The sequence below is a fragment of the Streptomyces flaveolus genome, assembly GCF_044765825.1.
Lineage (GTDB): Bacteria > Actinomycetota > Actinomycetes > Streptomycetales > Streptomycetaceae > Streptomyces > Streptomyces flaveolus.
In genome coordinates, this window is the sequence record NZ_JBIWKU010000007.1 from 273926 (window position 1) to 297342 (window position 23417).

A 23417-nucleotide genomic window follows, 5' to 3' on the forward strand; every position below is an offset into this window, starting at 1 on the left:
TCACAGCACTCCCATCAGCGGACCACCGGGCAGCGGCACTCCGAGCAGCTTGTCGAAGACGACGTACGTGAGCAGGGACAGCACCGCGGCGATCAGCGGATCGCGGTCGACGCGCCGGCTGCCGAGCGCGAAGGCGGCACCCCAGAACAACAGCGCGCCCGCGACGGGGAAACCGGCCGGCTCGATCAGCACGGCCGCGCCCAGGAAGATCCCGGCCAGCAGCAGCACCGTGCGCCAGTCGGCCGGTTCGGACAGGTCGATGTCCTCGCCGCCCTCGGCCTCGCCCCGGCCGCCGCGCAGGACGTCCACGGCGAGCAGCGCGGCGATCACCAGCAGTCCCGCGCCGACGACGACAGGGACCGTCTTCGGGCCGACCGGACCCCGCTGGGTGATGTCGACGTCCATGGTCAGCGCGTCGGTCAGCACCAGCACGCCGAGCGCCAGCAGCAGCACGCACACGCCCAGTTCGGAGTGGTCGCGCAGCCACGAGCGGCGCACGGCGGCCGGTTCGGCGGGCGTCTCGGTCCGCGTCGTCACAGTCCCAGCTCCTTCAGCACCGACACCACACGCTTGTCCTGGGCGTCCAGGAACGCGCCGAACTCCTCACCCGTCAGGAAGGCGTCGTCCCAGCCGTTCTGCTCCAGGGACTTCTTCCATTCGGGAGAGTCGTGCAGCTCCTCGACCAGGCGGGTCAGCTTGCTCCGCTCCGCGTCGGTCAGGCCGGGCGGGGCCACGATGCCGCGCCAGTTGGTGAAGTCCACGTCGTAGCCGGACTCCTTCAGCGTCGGGGCGTCCTCGAGGTCGTCCACGCGCTCCGGGCCCGTCACCGCGAGCACCCTCAGCTCGCCCGCCCTGATCTGGTCCAGGTACTCGCCGACGCCGGAGACCCCGAAACCGACCTTGTTGCCGAGGATCGAGGCGAGCAGCTCGCCGCCCCCGTCGAAGGGGATGTAATTGACGGACTTGGGCGAGATCCCGGCGGCCTGGGCCATCAGCATCGGCGCGAGGTGGTCGGGCCCGCCCGGGGACGAGCCACCGCCGACGGGGATCTTGCCCGGGTCCTTCTTCCAGGCGGTGATCAGCTCGTCGATCGTCCTGTACGGGGAGTCCTTGCCGACCACGACGACGTCCTGCTCCTCGGTGAGCCGCGCGATCGGCGTGGTGTCGGCGAGGGTCTTGGGCGCGTGGTTGGAACGGGCGGCGCCCACGACGCCGAGGCCCATGGACATGGCGAGCTTGCCGTTGCCGTGCTCGCTCACCAGCCGGCTCAGCCCCACGGTGCCGCCCGCGCCGGGCAGGTTGAACACCTCGATGTTGTGCGTGAGTCCGGCGTCCTCGGCGTTCTTCGCGGCCGTGCGGGCGGTGATGTCGTAGCCGCCGCCGGGGGTGTTGGGGACCATGAAGCGCAGGCCGGGAATCTGCGTGCCGGTCTCGGACTCGCTGCCCGTCGAGAGCAGCGGGGGACCGGCGAGGACGAGCACGGCGGCCCCGAGCAGAGCAAGGGGAGTGCGCAGGCGCACGAATGCCACCACCTGTCGGTTGGGTAGGTCGGTACGGGGAGCCCTGTGGGGGAGGGTGATGTGGGCCACATGGTGCCCGCGGCCCGCCGGTGTGTCTTCCTTGCGGAACCAAGGGAGGTTGTGGTCTTTGCGGTCGCGGCACCCGCCGCGCCTCGCCGTGCCGTTCACGACGCGCCACCGCGTGTCGCCGGGGCGCCGGGCCACCGGTGCGGCCCGCGTCACCGGCGCATCGCCGGTTCATTGCGAAGACAGCACATCCCTTTCCTTCGCCGCAGGTGGACGCCATGATGGCGACCCGGCACCCCGCCCCGACACCCCCACTCCGTCACCCCCGCCCCCGTCAGCCGAGATCGAGTACGCCGTGGCCCCCACCTTCCGCCGTCACACCCTCGCGGGCGAGATGCTGGTCCTCCAGCTCGCCATCGTCGTGGTGGTGCTGCTCGCGGTGGCCGCCGTCTCGCTCGCCCAGTCGAAGGCCACGTTCAACCGGGTCGAGGGCCGCCGCGTCGCCGCCCTGGCCGAACAGCTCGCCGCCACTCCACTCGTCCGCAGCCAGCTGCTGCGCCCCGTACCGCGGGAGGCGCTGGCTCCGCTGGTGAACTCCACGCAGACCCAGTCCGGGGTCACGTCGGTCACGGTGGCCGACGCCGGCGGCCGCATCGTCAGCTCCACCGACCCGACCGTGGTCGGCGCCCGGCTGCCGCTCGCCGACGACGCCGTCGAGGGACGCGGCTGGTCGGGGGCGCTGGCGCTGGGCGGCAGCCGGGAACTCGTCGCACAGGTGCCGGTGCTCGGGGACACCCCGGAGACCCTCGGCCGGCACCTCGGCACGGTGATGGTCGGCGAGGCCGACCCCACGGTGTGGCAGCGGCTCGGCGGCGCCTCCTCCTACCTCCTCGCCTACCTCGGCATCGCCAGCGGCCTCGGTGTGGCCGGCTCCTGGCTGCTCGCCCGGCGCGTCAAACGGCAGACCCTCGGCCTGGAACCGCGCGAGATCGCCGGGCTCGCCGAACACCGGGAGGCAATGCTCTACGGCATCGCCGAGGGCGTGGTCGCCCTCGATCCGCAGCACCGGATCACCCTGGTCAACGAGATGGGCCGGCGACTGCTCGACCTGCCCGAGGACTGCGTGGGCCAGAGCCTGGACGGCCTGGGCATCGACGGGCGCCTCCTGGAGGTCCTGACCGGTGCCACGGCGGACGCTGTCGAACGGCACGAGACGGGCGGGCGGCGTGACGAGGTCGTCGTCCGCCACGGCCGGGTCCTGGTGATGAACCGCATGACCGTCACCAAGGACGGCCGCCCGCTCGGCTCGGTCACCACCCTGCGCGACCGCACCGAACTGGCCCGTCTGGAACGGGAGATCGGCGCCTTCCGCAGCACCTCCGAGCTGCTGCGCGCCCAGGCCCACGAGTTCGCCAACCAGCTGCACACCATCTCCGGGCTGATCCAGATCGGCGAGCAGGACGAGGTGGTGCGCTACATCAGGGCGCTCAACCAGCGCCGCCAGTCCCTCGACGTCACCCTCAGCCGCCGGGTCCGCGACACCGCCGTCGCCGCACTGCTGACGGCGAAGTCCTCCCTGGCGGCCGAACGGAAGGTCGCCCTGTGCGTCTCCGAGCGCACCGCCCTGGGCCGGCTCGCCCCCGAGGACGCCGCCGATGTGGCGACCGTGGTCGGCAACCTCGTCGACAACGCGGTGGACGCCGCCGCGACGCACGGGGACGAAGCCGCCTGGGTCGAGGTCGAGCTGAGGCAGGACGCCACCGGCGTGGAGATCGTGGTCCGTGACTCGGGGCCCGGCGTGGCGCCCGCACTGGCCCGCGAGGTCTTCTCCCACGGCTTCACCACCAAGGCCGCCCGGCAGGGCGAGCGCGGCATCGGCCTGGCGCTGACCCGGCTGGTCTGCGAACGTCACGGCGGCGAGATCTCGGTGACCAACACCTCCGAAGGGGCCGTGTTCACGGCACGCATGACGGTCAGCCACCTCACCGACGCGGTGGCGGAAGGAGCAGCACCATGAAGGGGACGAGCGGCATCGGCGGCGCGAGGGCCGCCATCGACGCGATCGGCGTGCTCGTCGTCGACGACGACTTCATGGTGGCCCGGGTCCACCGCGCCTATGTGGAACGCGTCGAGCCCTTCCGGGTCGTGGGAGTCGCCGGTACCGGCGAACAGGCCCTCGCCGCCGTCGGCGAACTCCGCCCCGATCTGATCCTGCTCGATCTGTACCTGCCCGACCTCTTCGGCCTCGACGTCATCCCCCGGCTGCGCGCGGCCGGCCACGACTGCGACGTCATGGTCATCAGCGCGGCCCGGGAGGCGGACACGGTGCGCGGCGCCGTACGCCACGGAGTCGTCGACTACCTGCTCAAGCCGTTCGACTTCGAGGACCTGCGGGCCCGGCTGGAGCGCTACGCCGTGCAGCGCGGCCGGCTGCTCGGCACCGTCGTGCGCAGCCAGGCCGACGTCGACCGCGTGCTGGCCGGGGCGGCGGCACCGGTCGCCGCCGTCCCGGCGCTGCCCAAGGGGATGAGCGTGGAGACGGCCGAGCTGGTCGAACGGACCCTCCGCGACGCCGAGGGAACGCTGTCCGCCAGCGAGTGCGCGGCGCTGACCGGCGTCTCCCGGGTCAGCGCCCGCCGCTACCTGGAGTACTTCCACACCGTGGGCACCGCGGAGGTGTCCCTGCGCTACGGGGTGGCGGGCCGTCCCGAACGCCGCTACCGCTTCCGGGGCGCGGTCACCGGCCTGGCGCTCCCGCCCGCAGGCCGTCCATGACGAAGTCCAGGAACCGGGTGGCCCGCGGCTGCCAGTCCTCGCCTGGGTCGATCAGCCACAGACCGCCGATGACGAGGAAGAAGTCGTCCGCGGTGATCCCGGGCCGGATGGTGCCGGCCTCCTCGTTGGCGCGCAGGAGGAGCCCGGCCGCGTCCATGACCGGGGTGGGGTGCGGCTTCTCCGGGCTGCCGGGCGCGCTGGTGACCAGCCGGATCGCGTCCGCCAGGCCGGCCTTGGTCATGGCGAACCCGGCGAGGCGGTCCATCCACTCGCGCAGGGCCCGATCGGGCTCACGGGTGGCCAGCAGCTGGGGCGCCGCATCGGCCACCTGCTGCATCTCGTAGCGGTAGACCTCCAGGACGAGGGCCTCGCGGCTCGGGAAGTTGCGGTAGAAGGTGCCCTGCCCGACGCCCGCCTTCTTGGCGATGGCGCTCAACGGCGCGTCCGCGCAGCGCGTCAGTTCCTCCGTGGCCACGTGCAGGATCCGCTCACGGTTGCGCTGGGCGTCCGAGCGCAGCGGAGCGTCCGGATTGTCCCTCTTCGCCTGCGACACCCGTACTCCTTCCGGGTCCGTGGCCGAATCCCGTTCTTGCTAACCGGACAACTGTCCGTTACGTTTTCGGTGAACGGACAGTTGTCCGGTTCTCTGCCCACTTTAGCGGCGGATGCCGGCCGGCGGGACCGGCCGGTGACCTCCGCCCCTCGATGAACTCACGCCTCCAGCCCGTTTTCCCTGTCACCAGACACCAAAGAAGGCTGACCATGGCCCCAGCGCCCTCATCGACGTCCAGTGCCATCACCCTGAACATCAACGGCGAGAAGCACCAGCTGACCGTCGACCACCGCACCACCCTGCTCGACGCCCTGCGCGAGCGCCTCGACCTCACCGGTACCAAGAAGGGCTGCGACCAGGGGCAGTGCGGCGCCTGCACCGTCCTGGTCGACGGGCGTCGCGCCGTCTCCTGTCTCAACCTCGCCGTCGCGGCCGAGGGGCGCGAGATCACCACCATCGAAGGCATGGCCGAGGGTGACCGGCTGCACCCGGTGCAGCAGGCCTTCCTCGACCTCGACGGTTACCAGTGCGGCTACTGCACGCCCGGCCAGATCTGCTCGGCCGTCGCCGTCATCGAGGAGCACGCCGCCGGGTGGCCGAGCGCCGTCACCGACGACGTACGGCCCGAGGCCGGACCGCCACCCCTGACGCCCGACGAGATCCGTGAGCGGATGAGCGGCAACCTGTGCCGCTGCGGCGCCTACGTCTCGATCGTCCAGGCCGTCGCCCGCGCCGCCGAGGCCCACGGGAAGACCGGGGCGGAAAACGCCGAGGAGGCCGCCGTATGAGGGAGTTCGGCTACCAGCGCGCCGACGACGTCTCCGGAGCCGTGGCGCTGCTCGCCGCCGACCCGGACGCCCGTTTCCTCGGCGGCGGCACCAACCTCGTCGACCTGATGAAGACCGGCGTCGAACGGCCCGCCCTGCTCGTCGACGTCCGCGAACTCCCCCTGGACGGCATCGAACCGACCGCTGACGGCGGCCTGCGCATCGGCGCGACCGTCACCAACAGCGACCTCGCCGCGCACCCCGAAGTCCGCCGCCGCTACCCGGCGTTGACCCAGGCCGTCCTGGCCGGTGCCTCCGGGCAGCTGCGCAACATGGCCACCGTCGGCGGGAACCTGCTCCAGCGCACCCGCTGCGGCTACTTCACCGACGTCAGCAAGCCGTGCAACAAGCGCGTCCCCGGCAGCGGCTGCCCCGCGATCACCGGCGAGCACCACAACCACGCCGTGCTGGGCGCCTCCGACCACTGCGTGGCCGTGCACCCTTCCGACATGGGCGTCGCCCTCACCGCCTTCGACGGGGTCGTCACCTACGAAACCGCCGACGGGCCGGGAGAGCTGCCGCTCGCCGACTTCTACCTCCCCGTCGGTGACACCCCGCACCGGGAGACCGCCCTGCCGCCCGGCGCGCTGATCACCGGCGTCACCCTGCCGCCCGCCCCCGTCGCCGCCCGCTCCCGCTACCGCAAGGTCCGCGAACGCGCCTCGTACGCCTTCGCGATCGGGTCGGTCGCCGCCGCGCTCGACATCGAGGACGGCGTCGTCCGCGAGGCACGGCTGGCCCTGGGCGCCGTCGCCTCCCGTCCCTGGCGGGCCCGCGCGGCCGAGGCCGTGCTGACCGGCGCACCCGCCGGCGGCGACACCTTCGCCGCCGCCGCGGACGCCGAACTGGCCGCGGCGAGGCCCCTGCCCGACAACGCGTACAAGGTGACCCTCATGCGCAACCTCGTGATCGCCGTGCTCACCGAACTCGCCGAGGAGGCCACCCGATGACCACCGCCACGACCGGCCGTACGCCGGTGCAGGGCGCCGTCGGCACCGCGCACACCCGCGTGGAGGGCCGCGACAAGGTCACCGGAGCGGCCCGCTACGCCGGTGAGATCCCCTTCGCCGACCTCGCCCACGGCTGGCTGGTGCTGTCCACCGTCACGCGTGGCCGCATCCGCTCCCTCGACACGGACGCCGTCCTCGCCATGCCGGGCGTGCTGGCCGTCCTGCACCACGGCAACTCCCCGCGCCTCGACACCGAATACGTCGGCATGCTGGGCGTCCCGGACCCGACCGCCGCCGTCTTCCAGCACGACCGGGTGCCGCACGCCGGATGGCCCGTCGCCCTCGTCGTCGCCGAGACGCCCGAGCAGGCCCGGGAGGCCGCCGAGGCCCTCGCCGTGACCTACGACGAGGAGCCGCACGACACCGTCCTGCGCGCCGACCACCCCGACGCCCACCCCGTGGGCGGACACATGCCCGCCGAGACGGAGAAGGGCGACCTGGACGCCGCCCTCGCCGCGTCCGCCGTCGTCCTGGACGCCGAGTACACCACCCCCGAAGAGCACCACAGCATGATGGAGCCGCACGCGGCGACCGCGCTCTGGGACGGTGGACGGCTCGAGGTCGTCGACTCCAACCAGGGCACCACCTGGGTGCAGAGCGAACTCGCGAAGATGTTCTCCCTCGACGAGTCCGCGGTGCGGGTCCGTTCGGAGCACATCGGCGGCGGGTTCGGCAGCAAGGGTCTGCGCGCCCACCAGGTGTCCGCCGTGATGGCCGCGACCGTCCTCCAGCGGCCGGTGCGCGTCGTCATGACCCGGCGTCAGATGTTCTCGCTGGCCGGGTACCGCAGCCCCACCGCCCAGCGCGTCAGGCTCGGCGCCGACACCGACGGCCGGCTCCGCGCGCTGGAGCACCGCTCGCTGAACCAGACGTCCACGGTGTACGAGTTCGTCGAGCCCGGCGCAGGTGTGGCCCGGGTGATGTACGACGCCGAGGCCCACCGCACCGTCAACCACGTCGCACGCCTCGACGTGCCGTCCCCGACCTACATGCGGGCGCCGGGCGAGGCACCGGGGTCGTTCGCGATCGAGTCGGCGCTCGACGAACTCGCCGAGCGCTGCGGCGTCGACCCGATCGAGCTGCGTCTGCGCAACGAGCCCGAGGTGGGCCCGGTCTCCGGGCACCCGTTCAGCAGCCGCAACCTCGCCGCCTGCTTCCGCGAGGGCGCCCGCAGGTTCGGCTGGGCGGACCGGGACCCGCGCCCCGGCGTGCGCCGTGACGGGCGCTGGCTGCTGGGCACCGGCACGGCCGCCGCCTCCTTCCCCGCCGGCGCCGGGCCCTCCACGGCCCTGGTGACCGCGGAGGCCGACGGCACCTTCACCGTGCGGATCGCCGCCGCCGACATCGGCACCGGCGCCCGCACCGCCCTCACCCTGGTCGCCGCCGACGCGCTGGACGTCACGCCGGACAGGGTCCGCGTCCGCATCGGGGACAGCGACTTCGGACCGGCGATGATCGCCGGCGGCTCCATGGGCACCCGCTCCTGGGCCTGGGCGATCACGGCCGCCGTCGCGGAACTGCGCGAGCGGCTCGCCCTCGGCACCGACATCCCGCCCGAGGGCATCACCGTGCGCTCCGACACCACCGCCGCCCTCGGCGCCCTCGCACAGAAGGAACGGCACTCCTTCGGGGCGCAGTTCGCCGAGGTCGCCGTGGACACCACCACCGGCGAGGTGCGGGTGCGCCGCATGCTCGGCATCTTCGCCGCGGGCCGGATCGTCAACCCGCTCACCGCCCGCAACCAGCTCGTCGGCGGCATGGTCTGGGGCATCTCCATGGCCCTGCACGAGGAAGCGGTCCGGGACCGGACCACCGGCGGCCTCTACGGCCCCGACCTCGCCGGCTACCACGTCGCCACGCACGCCGACGTCCCGGACATCGAGGCGGACTGGGTGGATGACCCCGACCCCGACGACCCGGTCGGCATCAAGGGCGTCGGCGAGATCGGCATCGTGGGCGCCGCCGCGGCCGTCGCCAACGCCGTCCGGCACGCCACCGGCGTCCGCCACCGCCACCTGCCGATCCGGCCCGACCGCGTGCTGGCGGGAGCGGGACCCGCGGACGGGGGAGCGGCGGATGCTTGACATCGCCGGTGAGCTGCACCGCTGGATCGAGGAGGGACGGGAGTTCGCCGTCGCCACCGTCGTCTCCGTCGGCGGCAGCGCGCCGCGCGGACCCGGCGCGGCCCTCGCCGTCGACAGCGAGGGCACGGCGCTCGGCTCGGTCTCCGGCGGCTGCGTGGAGGGCGCGGTGTACGACCTGTGCACCGCGGCCCTGCGCGACGGCGAGACGGTGCGCGAACGGTTCGGGTACAGCGACGAGGACGCCTTCGCGGTCGGGCTGACCTGCGGCGGGGTCATCGACGTGCTGATCACCCCGGTCGGTTCCGACGCACCCTCGCGAGCGGTGTTCCGGGCGGCGCTGTCGGCCGCCGTCCGGGACGAGCCGGCCGCCCTCGCCCGGGTCGTCCGGGGCCCGGCCGGGCTCCTCGGGCGGGCGCTGCTCGTCCGCGCCGACGGCTCGTACGAGGGCGGACTCGGCGGCCACCGGGAGCTGGACCGCACGGCGGTGACCGAGACCCGGGCGCTGCTGGACGCGGGGCGCACCGGCACGGTCGGCCTGTCGGAGGACGGTTCGCACTGCCCCGGCGGGCTCACGCTGCTCGTCGAGTCACGGGTGCCGCCGCCTCGCATGATCGTCTTCGGCGCGGTCGACTTCGCCGCGGCGCTGGTGCGCGCCGGCAAGTTCCTCGGCCACCACGTGACCGTGTGCGACGCCCGGCCCGTCTTCGCGACGCGGGCCCGCTTCCCCGAGGCCGACGAGGTCGTCGTCGACTGGCCGCACCGCTATCTGCGGGGCACGCCGACCGACGGGCGCACGGTGCTGTGCGTCCTCACCCACGACGCCAAGTTCGACGTACCGCTGCTGACCGAGGCCCTGCGGATGCCGGTCGCGTACGTCGGCGCGATGGGCTCGCGGCGCACCCACGAGGACCGGGAGCGACGGCTGCGCGAAGCAGGCCTGGGTGAGCACGAGCTGGCCCGGCTGCGGTCGCCCATCGGCCTGGACCTCGGCGCCCGCACCCCCGAGGAGACGGCCCTGTCCATCGCGGCGGAGATCGTCGCCGCCCGGCGCGGCGGCACCGGCCTGCCGCTGACCGGCGGGGCGGCGCCGATCCACCGGGACCTGTCCGGGGCCGCCGCCTGACGGCCGTGTCGACACGCCGGCCGGGTGGACCGGGGACTCCAGCATCGTCGGGTGCACGAAGGCCTGGGGGAGGTTGCCGCACAGTCGCTGCCGTACACCGCGTCGTCGTGCCGGCGCCGGGGCGGACAGCCACCCGGCCCGGACCTGGGGGTCCTGCACCGCGCCGCGCTCACCGTCGGCGATCACGGCGTACTCGCGCGGCACCCACGGGGGAGAGGACGCATCGGGCTCCTGCGCGGACTGGGCCGCGCTGTGCTCCGTGGCGCTAGGGCCGCCCCGGCACCGGTGGCCGAAGCGGTGCCGCTCCCGGCCCGTCGCGCCGAGCCCCGCCCACCCCGTGCGCGGCCAGCGGCCCCACCGTGAGACCCGCCGCGCGGCAGTCGTCGACGAGGTCCGGGAGGGCGCCGAGGGCGGCCCGCCAGCTGCCCGGGGCGCAGACGTGGTCGGTGTCGTGCAGGAGGACCGTGCCGCCCGGGCGCAGGTCCGCCGCGACGGTGGCCCGCACGGAGGCGGGCGTGGCGTCGTGCCGCCAGTCCTTGCCCCACGCCGTCCACAGGACCGGGCGCAGCCCGGCCAGCCGGGCGGCGGCCCAGCGGCCGGAGGTGAGGATGCCGTAGGGCGGCCGGTACCAGCGCGGTGGACGGCCGGTGACCTCGGCCACCGAGCGGACGGCCCGCAGCAGCTCGCGCGCGTCCCGCGCCGGCGACGGCAGCCAGGGACGGTCGTGCGACCAGCCGTGGACGGCGAGTTCGTGACCCCGCCGGACCAGCTCACGGGCCGTCGCGGGATGCCGTACGACGTTCTCGCCCAGTACGAAGAACGTCGCCCGCACGCCGAGCACCTCCAGCGCGTCGAGGAAGCGGGGCGTGGACGCCGGGTCGGGGCCGTCGTCGAAGGTGAGGGCGACGTGGTCGGGACGGCCCTGTCCGGCCAGCGCGGGGAACCAGCGGCGGCGCAGATCCGGCAGCCAGGTCGCGGCCGGACCGATGTGGGCCAGCGCGGCGGCCACCGGCACGACGGCGTACGCCACCCGCACGGCCCCGGTCCTGTCCCGCATCCGCCTCACTCCTGTCGCCGGACATCACGTTCATGGTGTGCCGGAAGTCCCGGTGGTCACGATTTCTGCTGCTCCTGACGGGGCCGCCCTCCACCCGGCCCGTCGCGCGCCGCCGGTGCGGTGTCCCAGGCACCCTGCACCGACGGCGCCCGGGCCAGCCCCACACTGCCGAGGCCGATCAGCGCCACCCCGATCAGCTCGGGCAGCACCCGCACCCCGAGGCCGATCTCCTCCCCGAACAGACCCCAGCCGAGGCCGACGCTGGTCAGCGCGTCCCCGAGGGTGAGCGCGGGCTGCGACGCGGCGAGGGTCCCGGCCCGCAGCGCGCTCTGCAGGAGCAGGAAGCTGATCACGCCCACGACTCCCGTGGCGTACAGCGGCCACTGCGTCAGCACGGCGCCCGCCCCCTGCGGGAACCGCCCCGTGACCTCCTTCAGCAGCGCCGCCGTACCGCCGAACGCCACCGCGGACGCCGATCCGAACAGGGCGGCACGGGGCGCTCCGTGCACCAGCCGGCCGGCGGCGGCGAAGCCCGTCACCACGCAGAACAGCGCCAGGAGCGCCCAGGGCCAGCGGCCCGGCGTCGCGGTGTCGTGCCCGGCCGACGGGGACGCGGCGCCGAGGAACAGGGCCAGCCCGACGGCCAGCGCCACGAACGCCAGCCAGGTCCGCCGGTCGGGGCGCCGATGGAAGATCATGCTGCCGACGACCAGAGTGAACAGCAGCTCGGTCGCCATCAGCGGTTGGACGACGGCCAGACTGCCCACCGCCAGGGCGGCCGCCTGCAGCACCGTCGTCAGGGCGAGCAGCGCCGCGCCGCCCACCCAGTACGGGTCGCGTATCAACCGCAGCAGCGAGTGCACCACCGTGTGGACGGCGCCGGCCCGGTCCTCGTCCTGTGCCGCGGCCCGGCGCTGCAGCACCGACGCCGCAGCGTTGGACAGCGCCGCGAACAGGGCGAGGACGACGGTGAGGACACTCACCGCGGCGAGCTCCCGCTCATCCGAACCGGGAGGCCATCCGTCGGTACAGTCCGGGCGCCGCGCCCCGGACCCGGCACGGCAGCCGCAGCCAGCCGGGCACGTACACCTCGTCCCGGCCCCGCACCACCGCCCTGAGCACCGCGTCGGCGACCCGCTCCGGCGGCACCGGCCGCGGCCTGGACCGCCGGTAGGGCGCACCGCGGCGCTCGAAGAAGGGCGTGTCGACGACACCGGGCACCACATGGGTCACCCCGACCCCCGTGCCCCGCACCTCGTACCGCAGGGCGTCGGCGAAGGCGCCCAGCGCGGCCTTGGCGGCCGAGTACACGGCCTCGTCGCGCACCCCCACGCAGCCGGCCAGCGATCCGATGAGCACCACCCGCCCCGAGCCCGCCTCGATCATGCCCGGCAGCAGCAGCCGCACCAGTCGCAGCGTGGCCAGGACGTCGATGCCGAAGACCTCGTCGATGGCGTGCGGCGGCATGTCGCGGAACTCGCCGGCCCAGCCGATCCCGGCCCCCGCCACCAGGAGGTCCACACGACCCACCGTGGCCAGGGCGAAGTCGGCGAGCTGCCGGTCGGCGCCGGGCAGGGTGAGGTCCGCGGCGAAGGCGGTGGCCGACGCGGCCTCCGCCACCTCGCGCAGCCGGGAGGGGTCGCGCCCGCTGAGCACCAGCCGCCAGTCGCCCCCGTCGGCCAGCCGCCGGGCGACGGCCGCGCCGATGCCGGAGGAGGCCCCGGTCACGAGCGCCGCTCGTGTCCGTGTATCCCGCTCGCCGACGGGCGGCCGGCGCTTCGCGCAGTCCGCGTCGGGTGCGGCGATCCGCGGTCCGGGGGCGGACCGGGTGCGGGAGAACGCATCGACCATGGGGACCACCTTGGCTCGGGGCGGGGTCCGGGAGACGACCCGACCGGCTGGTCGGGCCCCCCGGGGTCCGGCCGGACGGGCGGTCACGGAGTATCCCTGGTGGAAGGTCCGAAACGCCCGCTTGTGTCGCGGTTTGGAACACGTCGGGCGGGCAACTTGAAGCGCCGTGCATCCTCCCAGCTCATCCGCGCCCCGCCGGACCGCGCCCCCGCGCGCCCCGCAGGACACCAGACGTCTGCTGCTGATCAGCGCGAGCATGGGCGCCGGGCACGACACGGTCGCGGCCGAACTCGCCCGCCGGATCCGCGAACGCGGTGGCGACGCCCTGGTCGTCGACGTCCTCGCGCTCCTGCCGTACGGCCTGGGCGCCGCGCTACGGCTCTTCTACCGCGGGTCGGTACGGCACTTCCCCTGGGCGTACGCCGCCCTGTACCGCCTGTTCCTGCGCCCCGGCGGCGGGCGCCGGCCCAGTGGAACGCCCCTGGCCCGGCTCGCCGGCGCCCGGCTGCGAGGGCTGGCCGACCGCACGGGCGCGGACGTGGTGGTCCCCGTCTTCCACCTCGGTGCCCAGCTGACCGGACATCTGCGCGCCCGCGGCCGGCTGCCCGTGCCCAGCGTCGTGCTGGTGATCGACTTCGTCGTCCACCGGCAGTGGCTCCATCCCGGCAACGACCACTGTCTGTGCCTCACGCAGGACGCCGCGCGCCAGGTGCGGCGGAGCACCGGCACGCCCGCCGGGACCTGCGGCCCGGTGGTGGCCCCCGAGTTCTTCGCCGACGCGCCCGGAGCGGACGAGTGGCGCGGGCTGTTCGCACGGCACGGCCCCGGGCGGCCGCCCGTCGTGGTCTCGGCCGGTGCCTGGGGCGTCGGCACGCGTCTGGGCGCCACCGTCCGGCTGCTGTCGGACCACGGCTTCCTCCCGGTCGTGCTCTGCGGGGACAACGCGCGGCTGCGCCGTGAACTGTCCGGCGTCCCGGGCGTGGTCGCCCTCGGCTGGGTGACGGACATGCCCGGCCTGCTGCACGCCGCGCGCGCCCTGGTGGACAACGCGGCCGGCCAGACCGCCGTCCAGGCACTCGCCGCGGGACTGCCGGTCGTGGGGCACCGTCCGATCCCCGGCCACGGCGCGGACGGCGTCCACCGGATGGCCGCGCTCGGCGTGTCGGAGGTGGCCGAGGACGACGCCGCGCTGCTCGGGGCGCTGCGGCGGCTGACCGCCCCGGGCCCCGCCCGCCGGGAGAGGATCGCCGCCGGACGCGCGCTGTTCCGGGACGACGCCGACGCCGTGACCCGGGTGACCGACGTCGCCGACGCGTTGCGCGCACGCCGGTGAGCCCGGACCGCGCCGCGGAGACCGCCCGGTGGGCCGGCGTCCGTTTCCCCCGCCCCGGCCGGGGGCACCCGGGGCCGGGCGAGAACCGGCGGAAGGAGGCGACATCGTGCGGCTCGACGAATTCCTGACCCGGGTCCGTGACCGCGGGGAGTACCACAGCGAGGAAGAGGCCGAGCAGGTCACCACGGCCGTGCTGTGGGTGATCGCGTCCCGGATCGCGCCTCAGGAGGCCGCGTCCCTGGCCGCCCACCTGCCGGCGCCCCTGGACGACGCGCTGCGCCTGGAACGGGGACGCCCCGAGTCCTTCGGCCGTGAGGAGTTCCTGCGGCGCGTGGCCCAGCAGACCGGCGCCCGGCCGCGCACCGCGGAGTGGGACGCGGGCGCGGTGCTCTCCACCCTCGCCGAAGCGGTGCCCGGCGACCGCGCCGACGGCCTCCGCGACGCGCTGCCGGCCGACTGCGCGGACCTCTTCGGCGGCCCCGCGACGGGCTGACGAGCGGTCCCGCGACAGGCCGGCGGACGGTTCCGCGACGGGCTGACGGCGCCGCCCGCGTCCGCGCCGGACGCGGCGGCGGGCGTTGCAGGCGGCCGCAACAGGGCACTCGGCCCCGGTCGACGAGGCGGCCCCGGGCGGCGTCGCCCGAAAGGAAGGCATTCATGACGGACGGTGAGCAGCGCTACGGCGCCGACGACGACACCCCCCTCGCGGGATACGCGACGCTCGCGACGACCTTCGCGGCCGCTGTCGGAACGTTCGCCGCGGTGGCGTGGCGCCGTGGGGTCCGACTGCCCGACACCGTCCCGCCCTGGGACGTGGCCCTGCTGGGGACGGCGACGTTCAAGGCGTCCCGGCTGCTGACCAAGGACAAGGTGACGAGCTTCGTGCGGGCGCCGTTCACCCGCCGGGAACGCGACAGCGAGGCCAACGAGGTGATGGACGCCCCGCGCGGCGGCGGGTTGCGCCGTGCCGTCGGCGACCTGGTGTCCTGCCCGTTCTGCACCTCGGCCTGGGTGGCCGGCGGACTGGTCGGCACCTACGCGGTCGCGCCCCGGACCGGCCGCATGCTGAGCGCGGGGCTGAGCGCCGTCGCGCTGTCGGACTGGCTGCAGTACGCGTGGAGCCTGACCGAGCAGAAGGCCGAGGGCTGAGCCGGGGGCCCGTGGCCCCGGACGGTCAGCCGCGTTCGGCGCGCGCGGCGCGCTCCGCGTGGAGCTCCTTCACGCGGGCGGCCTCCTTGCGGACGTCGGCCTGGACGGCCTGCTCCCGCTCCAGCCACTCGGGACGCTCCTGCTTCAGCGCGTCGATCTGCGCCGTGGTCAGCGGTTCGTCGACGCCGCCGCGGCGCAGGCCCGCGATGGACACGCCCAGCTTGGCCGCCACCACCGGCCGCGGGTGCGGCCCCTCGCGCCGCAGCTCGCGCAGCCACTCCGGCGGATCGGCCTGCAGCGCGTTCAGCTCGGCGCGCGTGACGACGCCCTCCTGGAACTCGGCGGGTGTGGCCTCGAGGTACACACCCAGCTTCTTCGCCGCGGTCGCGGGCTTCATGGTCTGGGTGTTCTGGTGCGACGTCATGATGTCAAGGGTATCGAGCGTGTGAGCGGCTCCTGACCACGCCCGGTAACCTGGCGGGGTGACAGGCTCGGAAGAACCCCCCTCGTTCCGGCTCGCGTACGTCCCGGGGGTGACGCCCGACAAATGGGTGCGCATCTGGAACGAGCGGCTGCCGGACGTCCCGCTGTCCCTGACCCAGGTCTCCCCCGGCGAGGCGGGCGGGGCGCTGCTGGGCGGCGACGCGGACGCCGGACTGGTGCGCCTGCCCGTCGACCGGGCCGTGCTCAGCGCGATCCCCCTCTACACCGAGACCACCGTCGTGGTGATCCCCAAGGACCACCTGGTGACCGCGGCCGACGAGGTGACCGTCGAGGACCTGGCCGACGAGATCGTGCTGCACCCCCTCGACGACGTGCTCGGCTGGGAGCGGCCGCCCGGCCGGCCCGCCCTGGAGCGCCCGGCCACCACCGCGGACGCCGTCGAGCTGGTGGCGGCCGGCATCGGCGTCCTCGTCGTCCCCCTGTCGCTGGCCCGCCTGCACCACCGCAAGGACCTCACGTACCGGCCGGTCACCGACGCCCCCGGATCGGGCGTGGCACTGTCGTGGCCCGAGGACGCGCACACCGACCTGGTGGAGGAGTTCATCGGGATCGTCCGTGGCAGGACCGTCAACAGCACCCGGGGCCGGCGCTCCGCCCCGGCACAGGCGAAGGACGAGCGCACCGCCACGGCGTCGGTGCGGCGCAAACCGGCCGCGAAGAAGCCGGCCGCCGGGAAGCAGGGCGGCGGCGCGCGGCGCGGCTCCGGCGGCAGTGCCAAGGGCGGCGGCCGGCGAGGCAAGCCCCGCGGCAGGTGAGCCGCCGGTGACGAGGGCGACGCCCGCCGGCCTCAGCGGACCGTCGGAGCGGGCGTCGGAGCCGTCGTGTTGACGTCCAGCCCGGGCGGCTCGGTGAGGGACAGCACCGGCTCGCCCGGCTGCGGAGCCGGCGGGGTGAGCTGCGCCTTGGGCAGGTTCGGCGGGGCCGACTGCTGGAAGTTGACCTGGTCGAAGTTGACCAGGCCGGTCTTCTCCAGCACGGTGATGTGATCCAGGACGGTGTCGTTGGCCTGGTCGGCCAGCTGCCGCACCAGGGAGTTCTTGGTGTTGGCGCGGATCTTGGCGATCACCGGGAAGATCTGGCCGTGCGTGATGCGCATGATGTTGACCGCGGTGGTGTCGAACTGCTTTCCCGTGGTCCCGTTCACGGTCGCCACGAACTGCTGCTGCTGCGGGGACGCCAGGTTGGGCAGGGTGATGCCCAGCTCCGGAGCGATCCGCCGGCACGTGGCGTCGAGCCGCGAGTGACCGGCGACCAGGTGCTCACCGGCCTCCCTCATCTCCGGTGTCGTCCCCCGCTCCATGGCCAGCAGCCCGAGCGGGTGCTCCCACAGCCCGGCGGCACGGACCTTCACCACGAAGTCCCGGTCGGCCTCGGTGAGCGGCCCGTACCGCGTCTCGGTGACGACGCGGGCCTGGTCGCTGCCCGCGTTCTGCACGCCGAGCATGGTCGGGTAGGCGAGCGCGGTGAGGGTGAGGACCAGGGAACCGGCCACGAAGGCCGTCCCTGCCGTGGTGCGCGTGATGCGCATCGTGCCTCCTGGGGCGACGACAGGCTCGGACACCAGGAGGTACGGATGCGGACAGCCGTCTGATCACCGCTGGGGGTAAAAACCGCACGGGCAGATGTGTTCCGTCTCTCGCCGGCCTCGGTCACGGCACGTACGACGCCTTCCGCGCGGTCCCCACCACCCGCTCGCCCGCGTCGCGCCCGAGCAGTCCGGCGCCCACCCAGGCGTCCACCGTCGACCGTACGTGCGCCACCAGGGCGCCCTTGCCGCGGAACGGGGCCGCGGCCCAGATCTCGTCGAGCAGCGTGGTGCCGTCCTCCTTTGCCGGGTTGGTGACGCCTGCGTCGGTGCCGCCCAGGACGACCCGGGGTTCCGAGCGGCGCACGTAGGCGTGCGTCGGGTCCTCGGTCCCCTCGGCGAACGGGGCCCACTCGATGCCGTCCAGCGTGTAGTGGAGCGGCTTGCCGGGCACGGGCGTCAGGGTGGGCAGCAGGTCGCCGGAGAGCGCCGCGTTGCGGTACAGCCCGACGTGGAGGTGGCCGGTGGCGGCGCTGCGGGCGACCAGGTTGACGGGGCCGTAGAACAGGGCCTGCAGCGACGGGTCGTCGGGGGCCCTCTCCACCCGCAGCCGGAAGGGGATGCCGACGCGCACGGTGTCGCCCCGGCGCCAGGTCCGGGACACGGTGACGTAGCTGCCGGGCGTGGCAGTCCCCGGTACCGCACGGCCGTTGACGGTGACCCGGAAGCCCGAGGAGGCCCAGGACGGCACGCGCAGCCGCAGCGCGAAGGAGGCGCTGCCGCCGCCGATCGTCAGGGTGCTGCCCTGCTCGCGGGGATAGTCCGTGGTCTGTGTGACGGTGACGCCCTTCTCCGCCCAGGTGAGCGTGGAGGGGCTGTAGAGGTTGACGTACAGGGCGCTGCCGTCGGCAGCGGCGAAGTACACCGAGTCCTGGTACTTGGTGGCGCTCTCCATCCCCGTGCCCTCGCAGCACGTCGTGCCCTGCTTGGGGGTGTAGTCCCGCACATGACCGGGCGTCAGCCCGATGAAATAGGTGACGAGGGGCTTCTCGGCGTCCGGCTCGTCCTGCTTCGAGCCGAGCACCTGGTTGTACAGCGCCCGCTCGTAGTAGTCCATGTACGCCGGATCCTGGTCGTGGAAGAACAGGGCCCGGCTCAGCTTGAGCATGTTGTACGCGCAGCAGCTCTCCGCCGTGGTGGCGCCGATCGTGCCCGCGATCACGTCCCGGGCCTTCCAGAACTCGCCGGTGCTGGTGCCGCCGATGGCGTACATGCGGTGCGGTACGACCATGCGCCAGAAGTTCTTCGCCGCGGTGAGGTAGCGCTCCTCGCCCGTCTCGTCGTACAGCCGCACCAGACCGGTGAAGATCGGTATGTGCTGGTTGGCGTGCAGTCCGTCGAGGACGTCGGTGTTCGCTGCGCAGGCGTCGATCAGCCGGTCGAGGTCGAACATCCGGGCCAGCGCGAGGTGTTCGGCCCTTCCGGTGAGGGCGTGCAGATCGCAGACCGCCTCGGCGATGCCGCCGAACTCCCCGCTGGAGAAGATGCCCCACATGCGTTGCAGCGTGGCGGCGGGCAGCTTCACCAGGCGGGAGTGCATCCAGTCGCCCATGCCGGACGCGAGGTCCAGCGCCCGGTCGTCGCCGGTGGCGAGGTGGGCGTCCAGCAGGCCGCGGAGGATCTTGTGCGCCGTGTAGTACGGCGCCCAGACCTTGGTGTAGTCGCTGCCGGTCATCGACTCCAGCTGGATGAACTGGGTCTCCGGGTACGCCGCGAGGAACCCCGGGTGGCTGGGCCCGCCCCAGGTGCGGCGCAGCGTGGCGGTCAGGCCCCGTCCCGAGGCGTCCGCGAAGGTGCCGCCGCGGGTCTCGTCGAAGGCGTACGAGGCGAGGTCGCCCCGGCCGGCCGGGGCGTCGGCCGCGCGGCTGCCCTGCAGGGCGGCGATCTCGGCGGCGCTCAGGGCGCGCGACCAGACGTTGAACTCCTCGAAGGCGCCCGCGAACACCGGGTCGGCGGCGTAGTGCGAGCGGCCGAGCCAGTGGTGGGCGAGCGGGCCGAGGGTCGCCGGCGTCAGGGTCATGCCCGTGTTGCGGGCCACGGCGGTGCCGTCGACGTAGAGGGTGCCGGTGCCGTCCGCCAGGGTCACGGCCAGGTGGCTCCACGCGTTCAGCGGCAGCGCGGCCGTGCCGTCGAGGCTCTGCTCTCCCGCGGCGCCGCTGCCGGTGATGGCGAAGCGCGGCACCCCGGCGGCGTTGCGGGCGGCGAGGTAGAGGTAGCGCCGGGTGTCGTCGCCGAAGTCGAGGACCCGGGCCCAGTCGCCGGCGTGGGCGGGCCGTACCCAGGCGGCGAGGGTGATCGCGGGGGTGCCGGCGAGGACGCCGGTGGGCAGCTCGACGTAATGGCAGGAGCCGCGCACGTGCTCCGCGGCGGTGCCGAAACGTCCGTCCGTGCTCAGCACGGCGGGGTCGTGCCGCAGGGCTTCGCGCACCTCGGCCAGCGCCCCGACCATGGTGCCGATCCGCTCGGCGAACAGCCGCTCCCCGGTCCCGCGGTACGCCTGGGACAGCATGGTCAGGAAGTGGCCGGTGTAGTGGCCGCGCAGATTGCCGTTGGCCTCGCCGTCCAGCCCCTCCCAGCCGCCGGGGGCGACCGCGCCGAGGGTGGAGAGGCCGGCGTTGGCGCGGAACACCTGCAGCAGCCGGTTCACGTCGTAGCCGCGGGCGTGGTCCAGCATCAGCCGCCGCTTGTCGTCGAAGATCCCCTTGCCGAGCGTCACGTCCTCCAGCCCGAACGGCCGTACGGACCAGGTCGCCGGTGCCGCGGGGCCCGCGAGCGCGGCCGGCGCCGGGGGAGCGGCGCCGGACCGGCCGCTCGCCGCGTGCGCCGCACCGGGTGTTGCCGCGGCGATCGCGGTGGCCAGCAGAAGGGTCCGCCGGGAGAGGGGCGCTGCCATGTGCTCCTCGTTTCTTCGGTTGTCACCTGGGGGCGTGCTGCCCGAAGTCGTTCGATATATCGATCGGCGTTCGAAAGGTCGCCCAGAAGATAGGCAAGGGGAAAGGGAGCGTCAACGGTACTGACGAGTAGGGTCAGGAGGCCCGTGGCTCGCGCGTGAGCCAGTCGTACGCCGCCCGCGCGGTGAACTCCGCCTGCCCGCCACGCAGCAGCAGCCCGGCGGTGGCGAACTCCGGGGCGTCGGCCTGCGCGGCGACGTACGGGACGGCGATGCAGCGCATGCCGGCGGCGTGCGCCGCGGCGGCCCCCGGGGCCGCGTCCTCCAGGACCACGCAGTCGGCCGGGGACGCCCCGAGGCGGCGGGCCGCCTCCAGGAAGACGTCCGGGGCCGGCTTGCCGTGCGCGACCTCGTCGGCCGAGACGACGGTGCGCAGATACGCGTCCAGTCCGGTGCAGGACAGGATCGCCTCGATGGCCTGCGGCGAGGAGCCCGAGGCCACGGCCAGCGGCACCCCCTCGCCCGCGAGCAGCTCGACGAACTTCCGCATCTCGGGGTACGCGCGCGTGGAGGTGCGGGCCAGCTCCAGATAGCGGCGGTTCTTGGCGGCGAGCAGCTCCTCGACCGGGGCGCTCAGGCCGTACCTCCGCTTCCAGTCGGCGACCGTCTCCTGGGTGCTGATGCCCACGTACTCCTCGTGGTCGGCCCAGGTGAAGTCCGGCACGCCGTACGCGGCGAGGGTCCGCCGGCCCGCCTCGTAGTAGTTCGGCTCGCTGTCCACGAGCGTTCCGTCGAGGTCGAAGACCACCGAGATGCCACCGAGAGTGCTCATGGGACCAGGATGCCAAGGCTCATTTCCGCGCCGTGCGCCCGATCGACTCCACCAGCGGAAGCAGCCGGTGCGCGACGCGCTCGCGCAGGGCGACCTCGCTGCGGGTACGGACCACGCCGGGCAGGCTGATCAGCTTCTGGACGACATCCTCCAGATGCGCGTTGTCCCGGGCCACCACCCGGGTCAGCAGGTCGCCGCCGCCCGTGATGGAGAACGCCTCGACGATCTCCGGCACGGCGGCCAGCGCCTCGCCCACGTCGTCCAGGTGGCCCTGGGTGACCTCGATGTGCACGAACGCGAGCACGGGATGACCCAGCGCGGCGGGGGAGAGGGAGGGCGCGGTACCGGTGATCACACCGTCGCGCTCCAGGCGGTCCAGCCGGGCCTGGAGCGTCCCGCGGGCGACCCCGAGGAGACGGGCGTACTCGCGCACGCTGGTGCGCGGCTGCTCCAGCAGCAGCCGCAGGATGCGGGTGTCGAGTTCGTCGACGGCCATGGCGTCCTGGTTCCTCTCGTCGGCCAATGGCTCTTCGGTGGCCGTGGAAGTGCCGTGATCACTGTACCAATGGTCCAGTCGCGGGAGCGGCAGTTGAGCCACTGGTGGAAAGGATGCTGATATGGAGGGGTCGATGGCGCTGCGGATCCCGCGGCGCCTTTTTCATGCCAGTGATGTTCGGGTCAGTGTGCGAGGGGGCGGTAGTCAGTGCTGAAGAGGGTGTTCGTGAGCCCGGACCCGGGGCGGGCGCGGCTGCGCTTCGCCGCGCGGGCCGTCGTCGGCATCGGCCTGGCCGTCGTCGTCTGCGGCCTGGCAGGCATCTCCCTCGTGGGCGCCGTCATCGGCGGGCTCGCCGCGCTGCTCGCCCTGTTCACCGTCACCGACACCACCGTGCGCGGCCAGGCCGTCACCACCGCGCTGCTGCCGGCGGTGGGGCTGCCCGTGCTGACCGCCGCAGCCGGACTGCACGGCCACCCCGTGGCCCGCGACCTCGCCTTCCTCGCCGTGGTCGGCGCGGGCGTGTACGCCCGGCGCTGGGGCCCGCGCGGTCACAGCCTCGGCGTGTTCGCGTTCATGACCTTCTTCATCGCCCAGTTCCTGCACGCGACCGTGGACCGGCTGCCCGAGATGTACGCCGCCGTCCTGCTGTCCGTGGCCACCGCCGCGGCCGTCCGCTTCGGCCTGTGGTGCTACGAGCGCCGCCTGCCCCCGGCGGCCGTGCCCGCCCCGCCCGCCGGCACCGGGCTCGCCCGCATCACCACCCGCCAGGCCGTGCAGGCCACCGTCGGCGCGGGCTTCGCGCTGGTCGTGGGCCAGCTGGTGTCCGGCGACCGCTGGTACTGGGCCGTCGGCGCCACCTGGTGGGTCTTCGTCAACACCACCTCGCGCGGCGAGACCCTGGTCCGCGGCTTCCGGCGGGTGCTCGGCACCGTGGTCGGCATCGGCCTCGGCTTCCTGATCGCCGTCCCCGTCGCCGGGTCCGCGGTGCCCACGGCCGTCCTCGCCGCCGCCTGCGTCTTCGGCATCTTCTACACCGCCGCGGTGTCCTACACCTGGATGATGCTCTGCGTGACGCTGCTCGCCGAGCTGCTCTACGGCCTCCTCGGCGTCCTCAGCCCCGGGCTGCTCGCCCTGCGGATCGCCGAGACCGGCGTCGGCGCGCTCGGTGCCGTGCTCGCGGTGCTCTTCGTCCTGCCCGTCACCACGCACGCCGTCACCGACGCCTGGATCCAGCGCGCCCTGCGCTGCGTCCACGCCTGCACCGCCGAGGCCGCCGCCCGCCTCGCCGGCACGGAGGACGCCGACCCGGCGCCCCGCGTGGCCGAACTGGAGCAGCTGCTCGGCCGGGTCCGGCTGTCGGTCGCGCCGCTCGTGCACCCGCTCAACCCGATGCACGGCCGCAAGCGCCGCGCCCGGCGCGTGCTCGCCCTCCTCGACGACTGCGCCCGGGAGATCCGCGGCCTGGTCGCCGTCGCCGCCGACCCGGAAGCCTCGCACGACGCCCGCCTGGCCGCGGCCTGCTGGCGCGTCGAGACCGCGGTCGAGGCGCTCACCGGCGGCGGAGCCGTCCCCGCCCACCAGGAACGGCCGCTCGCCGCCGAACCGGCGCTGGCCCACCTGCACGGCCTGGAACGCGCCCTGGCCGAACTCGCCGCGCCGCTGCGCAGCCCGTCCGGCTCTCCGCTGGTCGGTGCCTGACCCCGCCGGGGCCGGACCCCCCATTTGGTCTAGACCGCACGTGATCGACTGCTACCGTCGCCCCAGGGCGGACGATCAGTCGGCACTCGACGCGGTGCCCGACGGGGCACGGGACGAGAGGGGT

At 74.2% G+C, this 23417-nt stretch carries 22 protein-coding genes; 11 read left to right on the forward strand and 11 right to left on the reverse strand.

Annotated elements, in window-relative coordinates:
* Both ACIRG6_RS22890 and ACIRG6_RS22895 read right to left on the reverse strand, forming a co-directional pair.
* Entirely contained in the window at nt 1-537 is a 537-nt protein-coding gene (locus tag ACIRG6_RS22890; protein WP_364678567.1) for a tripartite tricarboxylate transporter TctB family protein, read from the reverse strand.
* Entirely contained in the window at nt 534-1520 is a 987-nt protein-coding gene (locus ACIRG6_RS22895) for a Bug family tripartite tricarboxylate transporter substrate binding protein (protein WP_239767712.1), read from the reverse strand. Before ACIRG6_RS22895 ends, ACIRG6_RS22890 begins: the two co-directional genes overlap by 4 nt.
* Nucleotides 1521-1881: 361 nt before the next feature.
* On the opposite strand from ACIRG6_RS22895, the gene ACIRG6_RS22900 reads away from it, so the two are divergent.
* Together ACIRG6_RS22900 and ACIRG6_RS22905 are read left to right on the forward strand one after the other, a co-directional pair.
* The gene (locus tag ACIRG6_RS22900; protein WP_403324323.1) at nt 1882-3543 is read left to right on the forward strand and encodes a sensor histidine kinase; all 1662 of its coding nucleotides are present in this window, start codon (nt 1882-1884) and stop codon (nt 3541-3543) included.
* The gene (locus tag ACIRG6_RS22905; protein WP_364678570.1) at nt 3540-4301 is read left to right on the forward strand and encodes a response regulator; all 762 of its coding nucleotides are present in this window, start codon (nt 3540-3542) and stop codon (nt 4299-4301) included. The genes ACIRG6_RS22900 and ACIRG6_RS22905 overlap by 4 nt, the downstream gene beginning before the upstream one ends.
* Here the strand turns inward: ACIRG6_RS22905 and ACIRG6_RS22910 are convergent.
* Entirely contained in the window at nt 4264-4854 is a 591-nt protein-coding gene (locus tag ACIRG6_RS22910; RefSeq protein WP_364678573.1) for a TetR/AcrR family transcriptional regulator, read from the reverse strand. The two genes, ACIRG6_RS22905 and ACIRG6_RS22910, sit on opposite strands and share 38 nt — an antisense overlap.
* Before the next feature lie 209 nt (nt 4855-5063).
* Between ACIRG6_RS22910 and ACIRG6_RS22915 the strand changes: the two genes are divergently transcribed.
* From ACIRG6_RS22915 to ACIRG6_RS22930, 4 genes are read left to right on the forward strand one after another with little or no spacing between them, the layout of a single operon-like run.
* Nucleotides 5064-5642, forward strand: coding sequence for a 2Fe-2S iron-sulfur cluster-binding protein (locus ACIRG6_RS22915; protein ID WP_239766918.1), 579 nt, complete (start codon nt 5064-5066; stop codon nt 5640-5642).
* Nucleotides 5639-6631 carry an FAD binding domain-containing protein gene (locus ACIRG6_RS22920; protein WP_318217484.1) on the forward strand — a complete coding sequence of 331 codons (993 nt, stop codon included), beginning with the start codon at nt 5639-5641 and terminating at the stop codon, nt 6629-6631. The genes ACIRG6_RS22915 and ACIRG6_RS22920 overlap by 4 nt, the downstream gene beginning before the upstream one ends.
* Nucleotides 6628-8775, forward strand: coding sequence for a xanthine dehydrogenase family protein molybdopterin-binding subunit (locus ACIRG6_RS22925; RefSeq protein WP_391984399.1), 2148 nt, complete (start codon nt 6628-6630; stop codon nt 8773-8775). Before ACIRG6_RS22920 ends, ACIRG6_RS22925 begins: the two co-directional genes overlap by 4 nt.
* The gene (locus tag ACIRG6_RS22930; protein WP_364678581.1) at nt 8768-9898 is read left to right on the forward strand and encodes an XdhC/CoxI family protein; all 1131 of its coding nucleotides are present in this window, start codon (nt 8768-8770) and stop codon (nt 9896-9898) included. The genes ACIRG6_RS22925 and ACIRG6_RS22930 overlap by 8 nt, the downstream gene beginning before the upstream one ends.
* Nucleotides 9899-10163: 265 nt before the next feature.
* Here the strand turns inward: ACIRG6_RS22930 and ACIRG6_RS22935 are convergent, their stop codons facing one another.
* Genes ACIRG6_RS22935 through ACIRG6_RS22945 form a run of 3 tightly spaced genes read right to left on the reverse strand, consistent with a single transcriptional unit; the run spans nt 10164 to nt 12806 of the window.
* Nucleotides 10164-10955, reverse strand: a complete 792-nt coding sequence (locus tag ACIRG6_RS22935; RefSeq protein WP_403324328.1) for a polysaccharide deacetylase family protein — start codon at nt 10953-10955, stop codon at nt 10164-10166.
* Between the two features lie 56 nt (nt 10956-11011).
* Entirely contained in the window at nt 11012-11938 is a 927-nt protein-coding gene (locus ACIRG6_RS22940; RefSeq protein ID WP_350717742.1) for a DMT family transporter, read from the reverse strand.
* 16 nt (nt 11939-11954) lie between these two features.
* Nucleotides 11955-12806, reverse strand: a complete 852-nt coding sequence (locus ACIRG6_RS22945) for an SDR family NAD(P)-dependent oxidoreductase (protein ID WP_403324330.1) — start codon at nt 12804-12806, stop codon at nt 11955-11957.
* Nucleotides 12807-12972: 166 nt separating this feature from the next.
* Here ACIRG6_RS22945 and ACIRG6_RS22950 point away from each other — a divergent pair, with 166 nt between their 5' ends.
* The 3 genes from ACIRG6_RS22950 to ACIRG6_RS22960 all read left to right on the forward strand — a co-directional run bounded on the left by ACIRG6_RS22950 (nt 12973) and on the right by ACIRG6_RS22960 (nt 15288).
* Nucleotides 12973-14139: an MGDG synthase family glycosyltransferase gene (locus ACIRG6_RS22950; RefSeq protein ID WP_450152411.1), complete on the forward strand. Its 1167-nt coding sequence runs from the start codon at nt 12973-12975 to the stop codon at nt 14137-14139.
* Nucleotides 14140-14245: 106 nt separating this feature from the next.
* On the forward strand, nt 14246-14632 hold the full coding sequence (locus ACIRG6_RS22955; protein ID WP_364678590.1) for a DUF2267 domain-containing protein: 387 nt from the start codon (nt 14246-14248) through the stop codon (nt 14630-14632).
* 164 nt (nt 14633-14796) lie between these two features.
* Nucleotides 14797-15288, forward strand: a complete 492-nt coding sequence (locus tag ACIRG6_RS22960; RefSeq protein ID WP_225630221.1) for a DUF1360 domain-containing protein — start codon at nt 14797-14799, stop codon at nt 15286-15288.
* Nucleotides 15289-15313: 25 nt separating this feature from the next.
* Here ACIRG6_RS22960 and ACIRG6_RS22965 read toward each other — a convergent pair whose 3' ends face one another.
* Complete coding sequence (locus tag ACIRG6_RS22965; protein WP_239766933.1) at nt 15314-15712, reverse strand: DUF5997 family protein; 399 nt, start codon at nt 15710-15712, stop codon at nt 15314-15316.
* 58 nt (nt 15713-15770) lie between these two features.
* Here ACIRG6_RS22965 and ACIRG6_RS22970 point away from each other — a divergent pair, with 58 nt between their 5' ends.
* Nucleotides 15771-16547 carry a LysR substrate-binding domain-containing protein gene (locus ACIRG6_RS22970; RefSeq protein ID WP_403324333.1) on the forward strand — a complete coding sequence of 259 codons (777 nt, stop codon included), beginning with the start codon at nt 15771-15773 and terminating at the stop codon, nt 16545-16547.
* A gap of 32 nt (nt 16548-16579) precedes the next feature.
* On the opposite strand, the gene ACIRG6_RS22975 is transcribed toward ACIRG6_RS22970, so the two are convergent.
* The 4 genes from ACIRG6_RS22975 to ACIRG6_RS22990 all read right to left on the reverse strand — a co-directional run bounded on the left by ACIRG6_RS22975 (nt 16580) and on the right by ACIRG6_RS22990 (nt 21595).
* On the reverse strand, nt 16580-17320 hold the full coding sequence (locus ACIRG6_RS22975; protein ID WP_239766937.1) for a DUF4142 domain-containing protein: 741 nt from the start codon (nt 17318-17320) through the stop codon (nt 16580-16582).
* Between the two features lie 121 nt (nt 17321-17441).
* Entirely contained in the window at nt 17442-20270 is a 2829-nt protein-coding gene (locus tag ACIRG6_RS22980; protein WP_364678596.1) for a beta-L-arabinofuranosidase domain-containing protein, read from the reverse strand.
* A 133-nt stretch (nt 20271-20403) separates the two neighbouring features.
* The gene (locus ACIRG6_RS22985) at nt 20404-21099 is read right to left on the reverse strand and encodes an HAD family hydrolase (RefSeq protein ID WP_403324336.1); all 696 of its coding nucleotides are present in this window, start codon (nt 21097-21099) and stop codon (nt 20404-20406) included.
* 19 nt (nt 21100-21118) lie between these two features.
* Complete coding sequence (locus ACIRG6_RS22990; protein WP_364678738.1) at nt 21119-21595, reverse strand: Lrp/AsnC family transcriptional regulator; 477 nt, start codon at nt 21593-21595, stop codon at nt 21119-21121.
* A 207-nt stretch (nt 21596-21802) separates the two neighbouring features.
* Between ACIRG6_RS22990 and ACIRG6_RS22995 the strand changes: the two genes are divergently transcribed.
* Nucleotides 21803-23293, forward strand: a complete 1491-nt coding sequence (locus tag ACIRG6_RS22995; RefSeq protein ID WP_403324338.1) for an FUSC family protein — start codon at nt 21803-21805, stop codon at nt 23291-23293.
* The last annotated feature ends 124 nt before the right edge of the window (nt 23294-23417 follow it).

What these genes read in the sequence shown, in the direction of transcription:
- ACIRG6_RS22985 (WP_403324336.1), bottom strand. Translation starts at nt 21,099, where the DNA reads ATGAGCACTCTCGGTGGCATCTCGGTGGTCTTCGACCTCGACGGAACG.
- ACIRG6_RS22920 (WP_318217484.1), top strand. Translation starts at nt 5,639, where the DNA reads ATGAGGGAGTTCGGCTACCAGCGCGCCGACGACGTCTCCGGAGCCGTG.
- ACIRG6_RS22975 (WP_239766937.1), bottom strand. Translation starts at nt 17,320, where the DNA reads ATGCGCATCACGCGCACCACGGCAGGGACGGCCTTCGTGGCCGGTTCC.
- ACIRG6_RS22990 (WP_364678738.1), bottom strand. Translation starts at nt 21,595, where the DNA reads ATGGCCGTCGACGAACTCGACACCCGCATCCTGCGGCTGCTGCTGGAG.
- ACIRG6_RS22945 (WP_403324330.1), bottom strand. Translation starts at nt 12,806, where the DNA reads ATGGTCGATGCGTTCTCCCGCACCCGGTCCGCCCCCGGACCGCGGATC.
- ACIRG6_RS22965 (WP_239766933.1), bottom strand. Translation starts at nt 15,712, where the DNA reads ATGACGTCGCACCAGAACACCCAGACCATGAAGCCCGCGACCGCGGCG.
- ACIRG6_RS22935 (WP_403324328.1), bottom strand. Translation starts at nt 10,955, where the DNA reads ATGCGGGACAGGACCGGGGCCGTGCGGGTGGCGTACGCCGTCGTGCCG.
- ACIRG6_RS22980 (WP_364678596.1), bottom strand. Translation starts at nt 20,270, where the DNA reads ATGGCAGCGCCCCTCTCCCGGCGGACCCTTCTGCTGGCCACCGCGATC.
- ACIRG6_RS22930 (WP_364678581.1), top strand. Translation starts at nt 8,768, where the DNA reads ATGCTTGACATCGCCGGTGAGCTGCACCGCTGGATCGAGGAGGGACGG.
- ACIRG6_RS22960 (WP_225630221.1), top strand. Translation starts at nt 14,797, where the DNA reads ATGACGGACGGTGAGCAGCGCTACGGCGCCGACGACGACACCCCCCTC.
- ACIRG6_RS22905 (WP_364678570.1), top strand. Translation starts at nt 3,540, where the DNA reads ATGAAGGGGACGAGCGGCATCGGCGGCGCGAGGGCCGCCATCGACGCG.
- ACIRG6_RS22915 (WP_239766918.1), top strand. Translation starts at nt 5,064, where the DNA reads ATGGCCCCAGCGCCCTCATCGACGTCCAGTGCCATCACCCTGAACATC.
- ACIRG6_RS22925 (WP_391984399.1), top strand. Translation starts at nt 6,628, where the DNA reads ATGACCACCGCCACGACCGGCCGTACGCCGGTGCAGGGCGCCGTCGGC.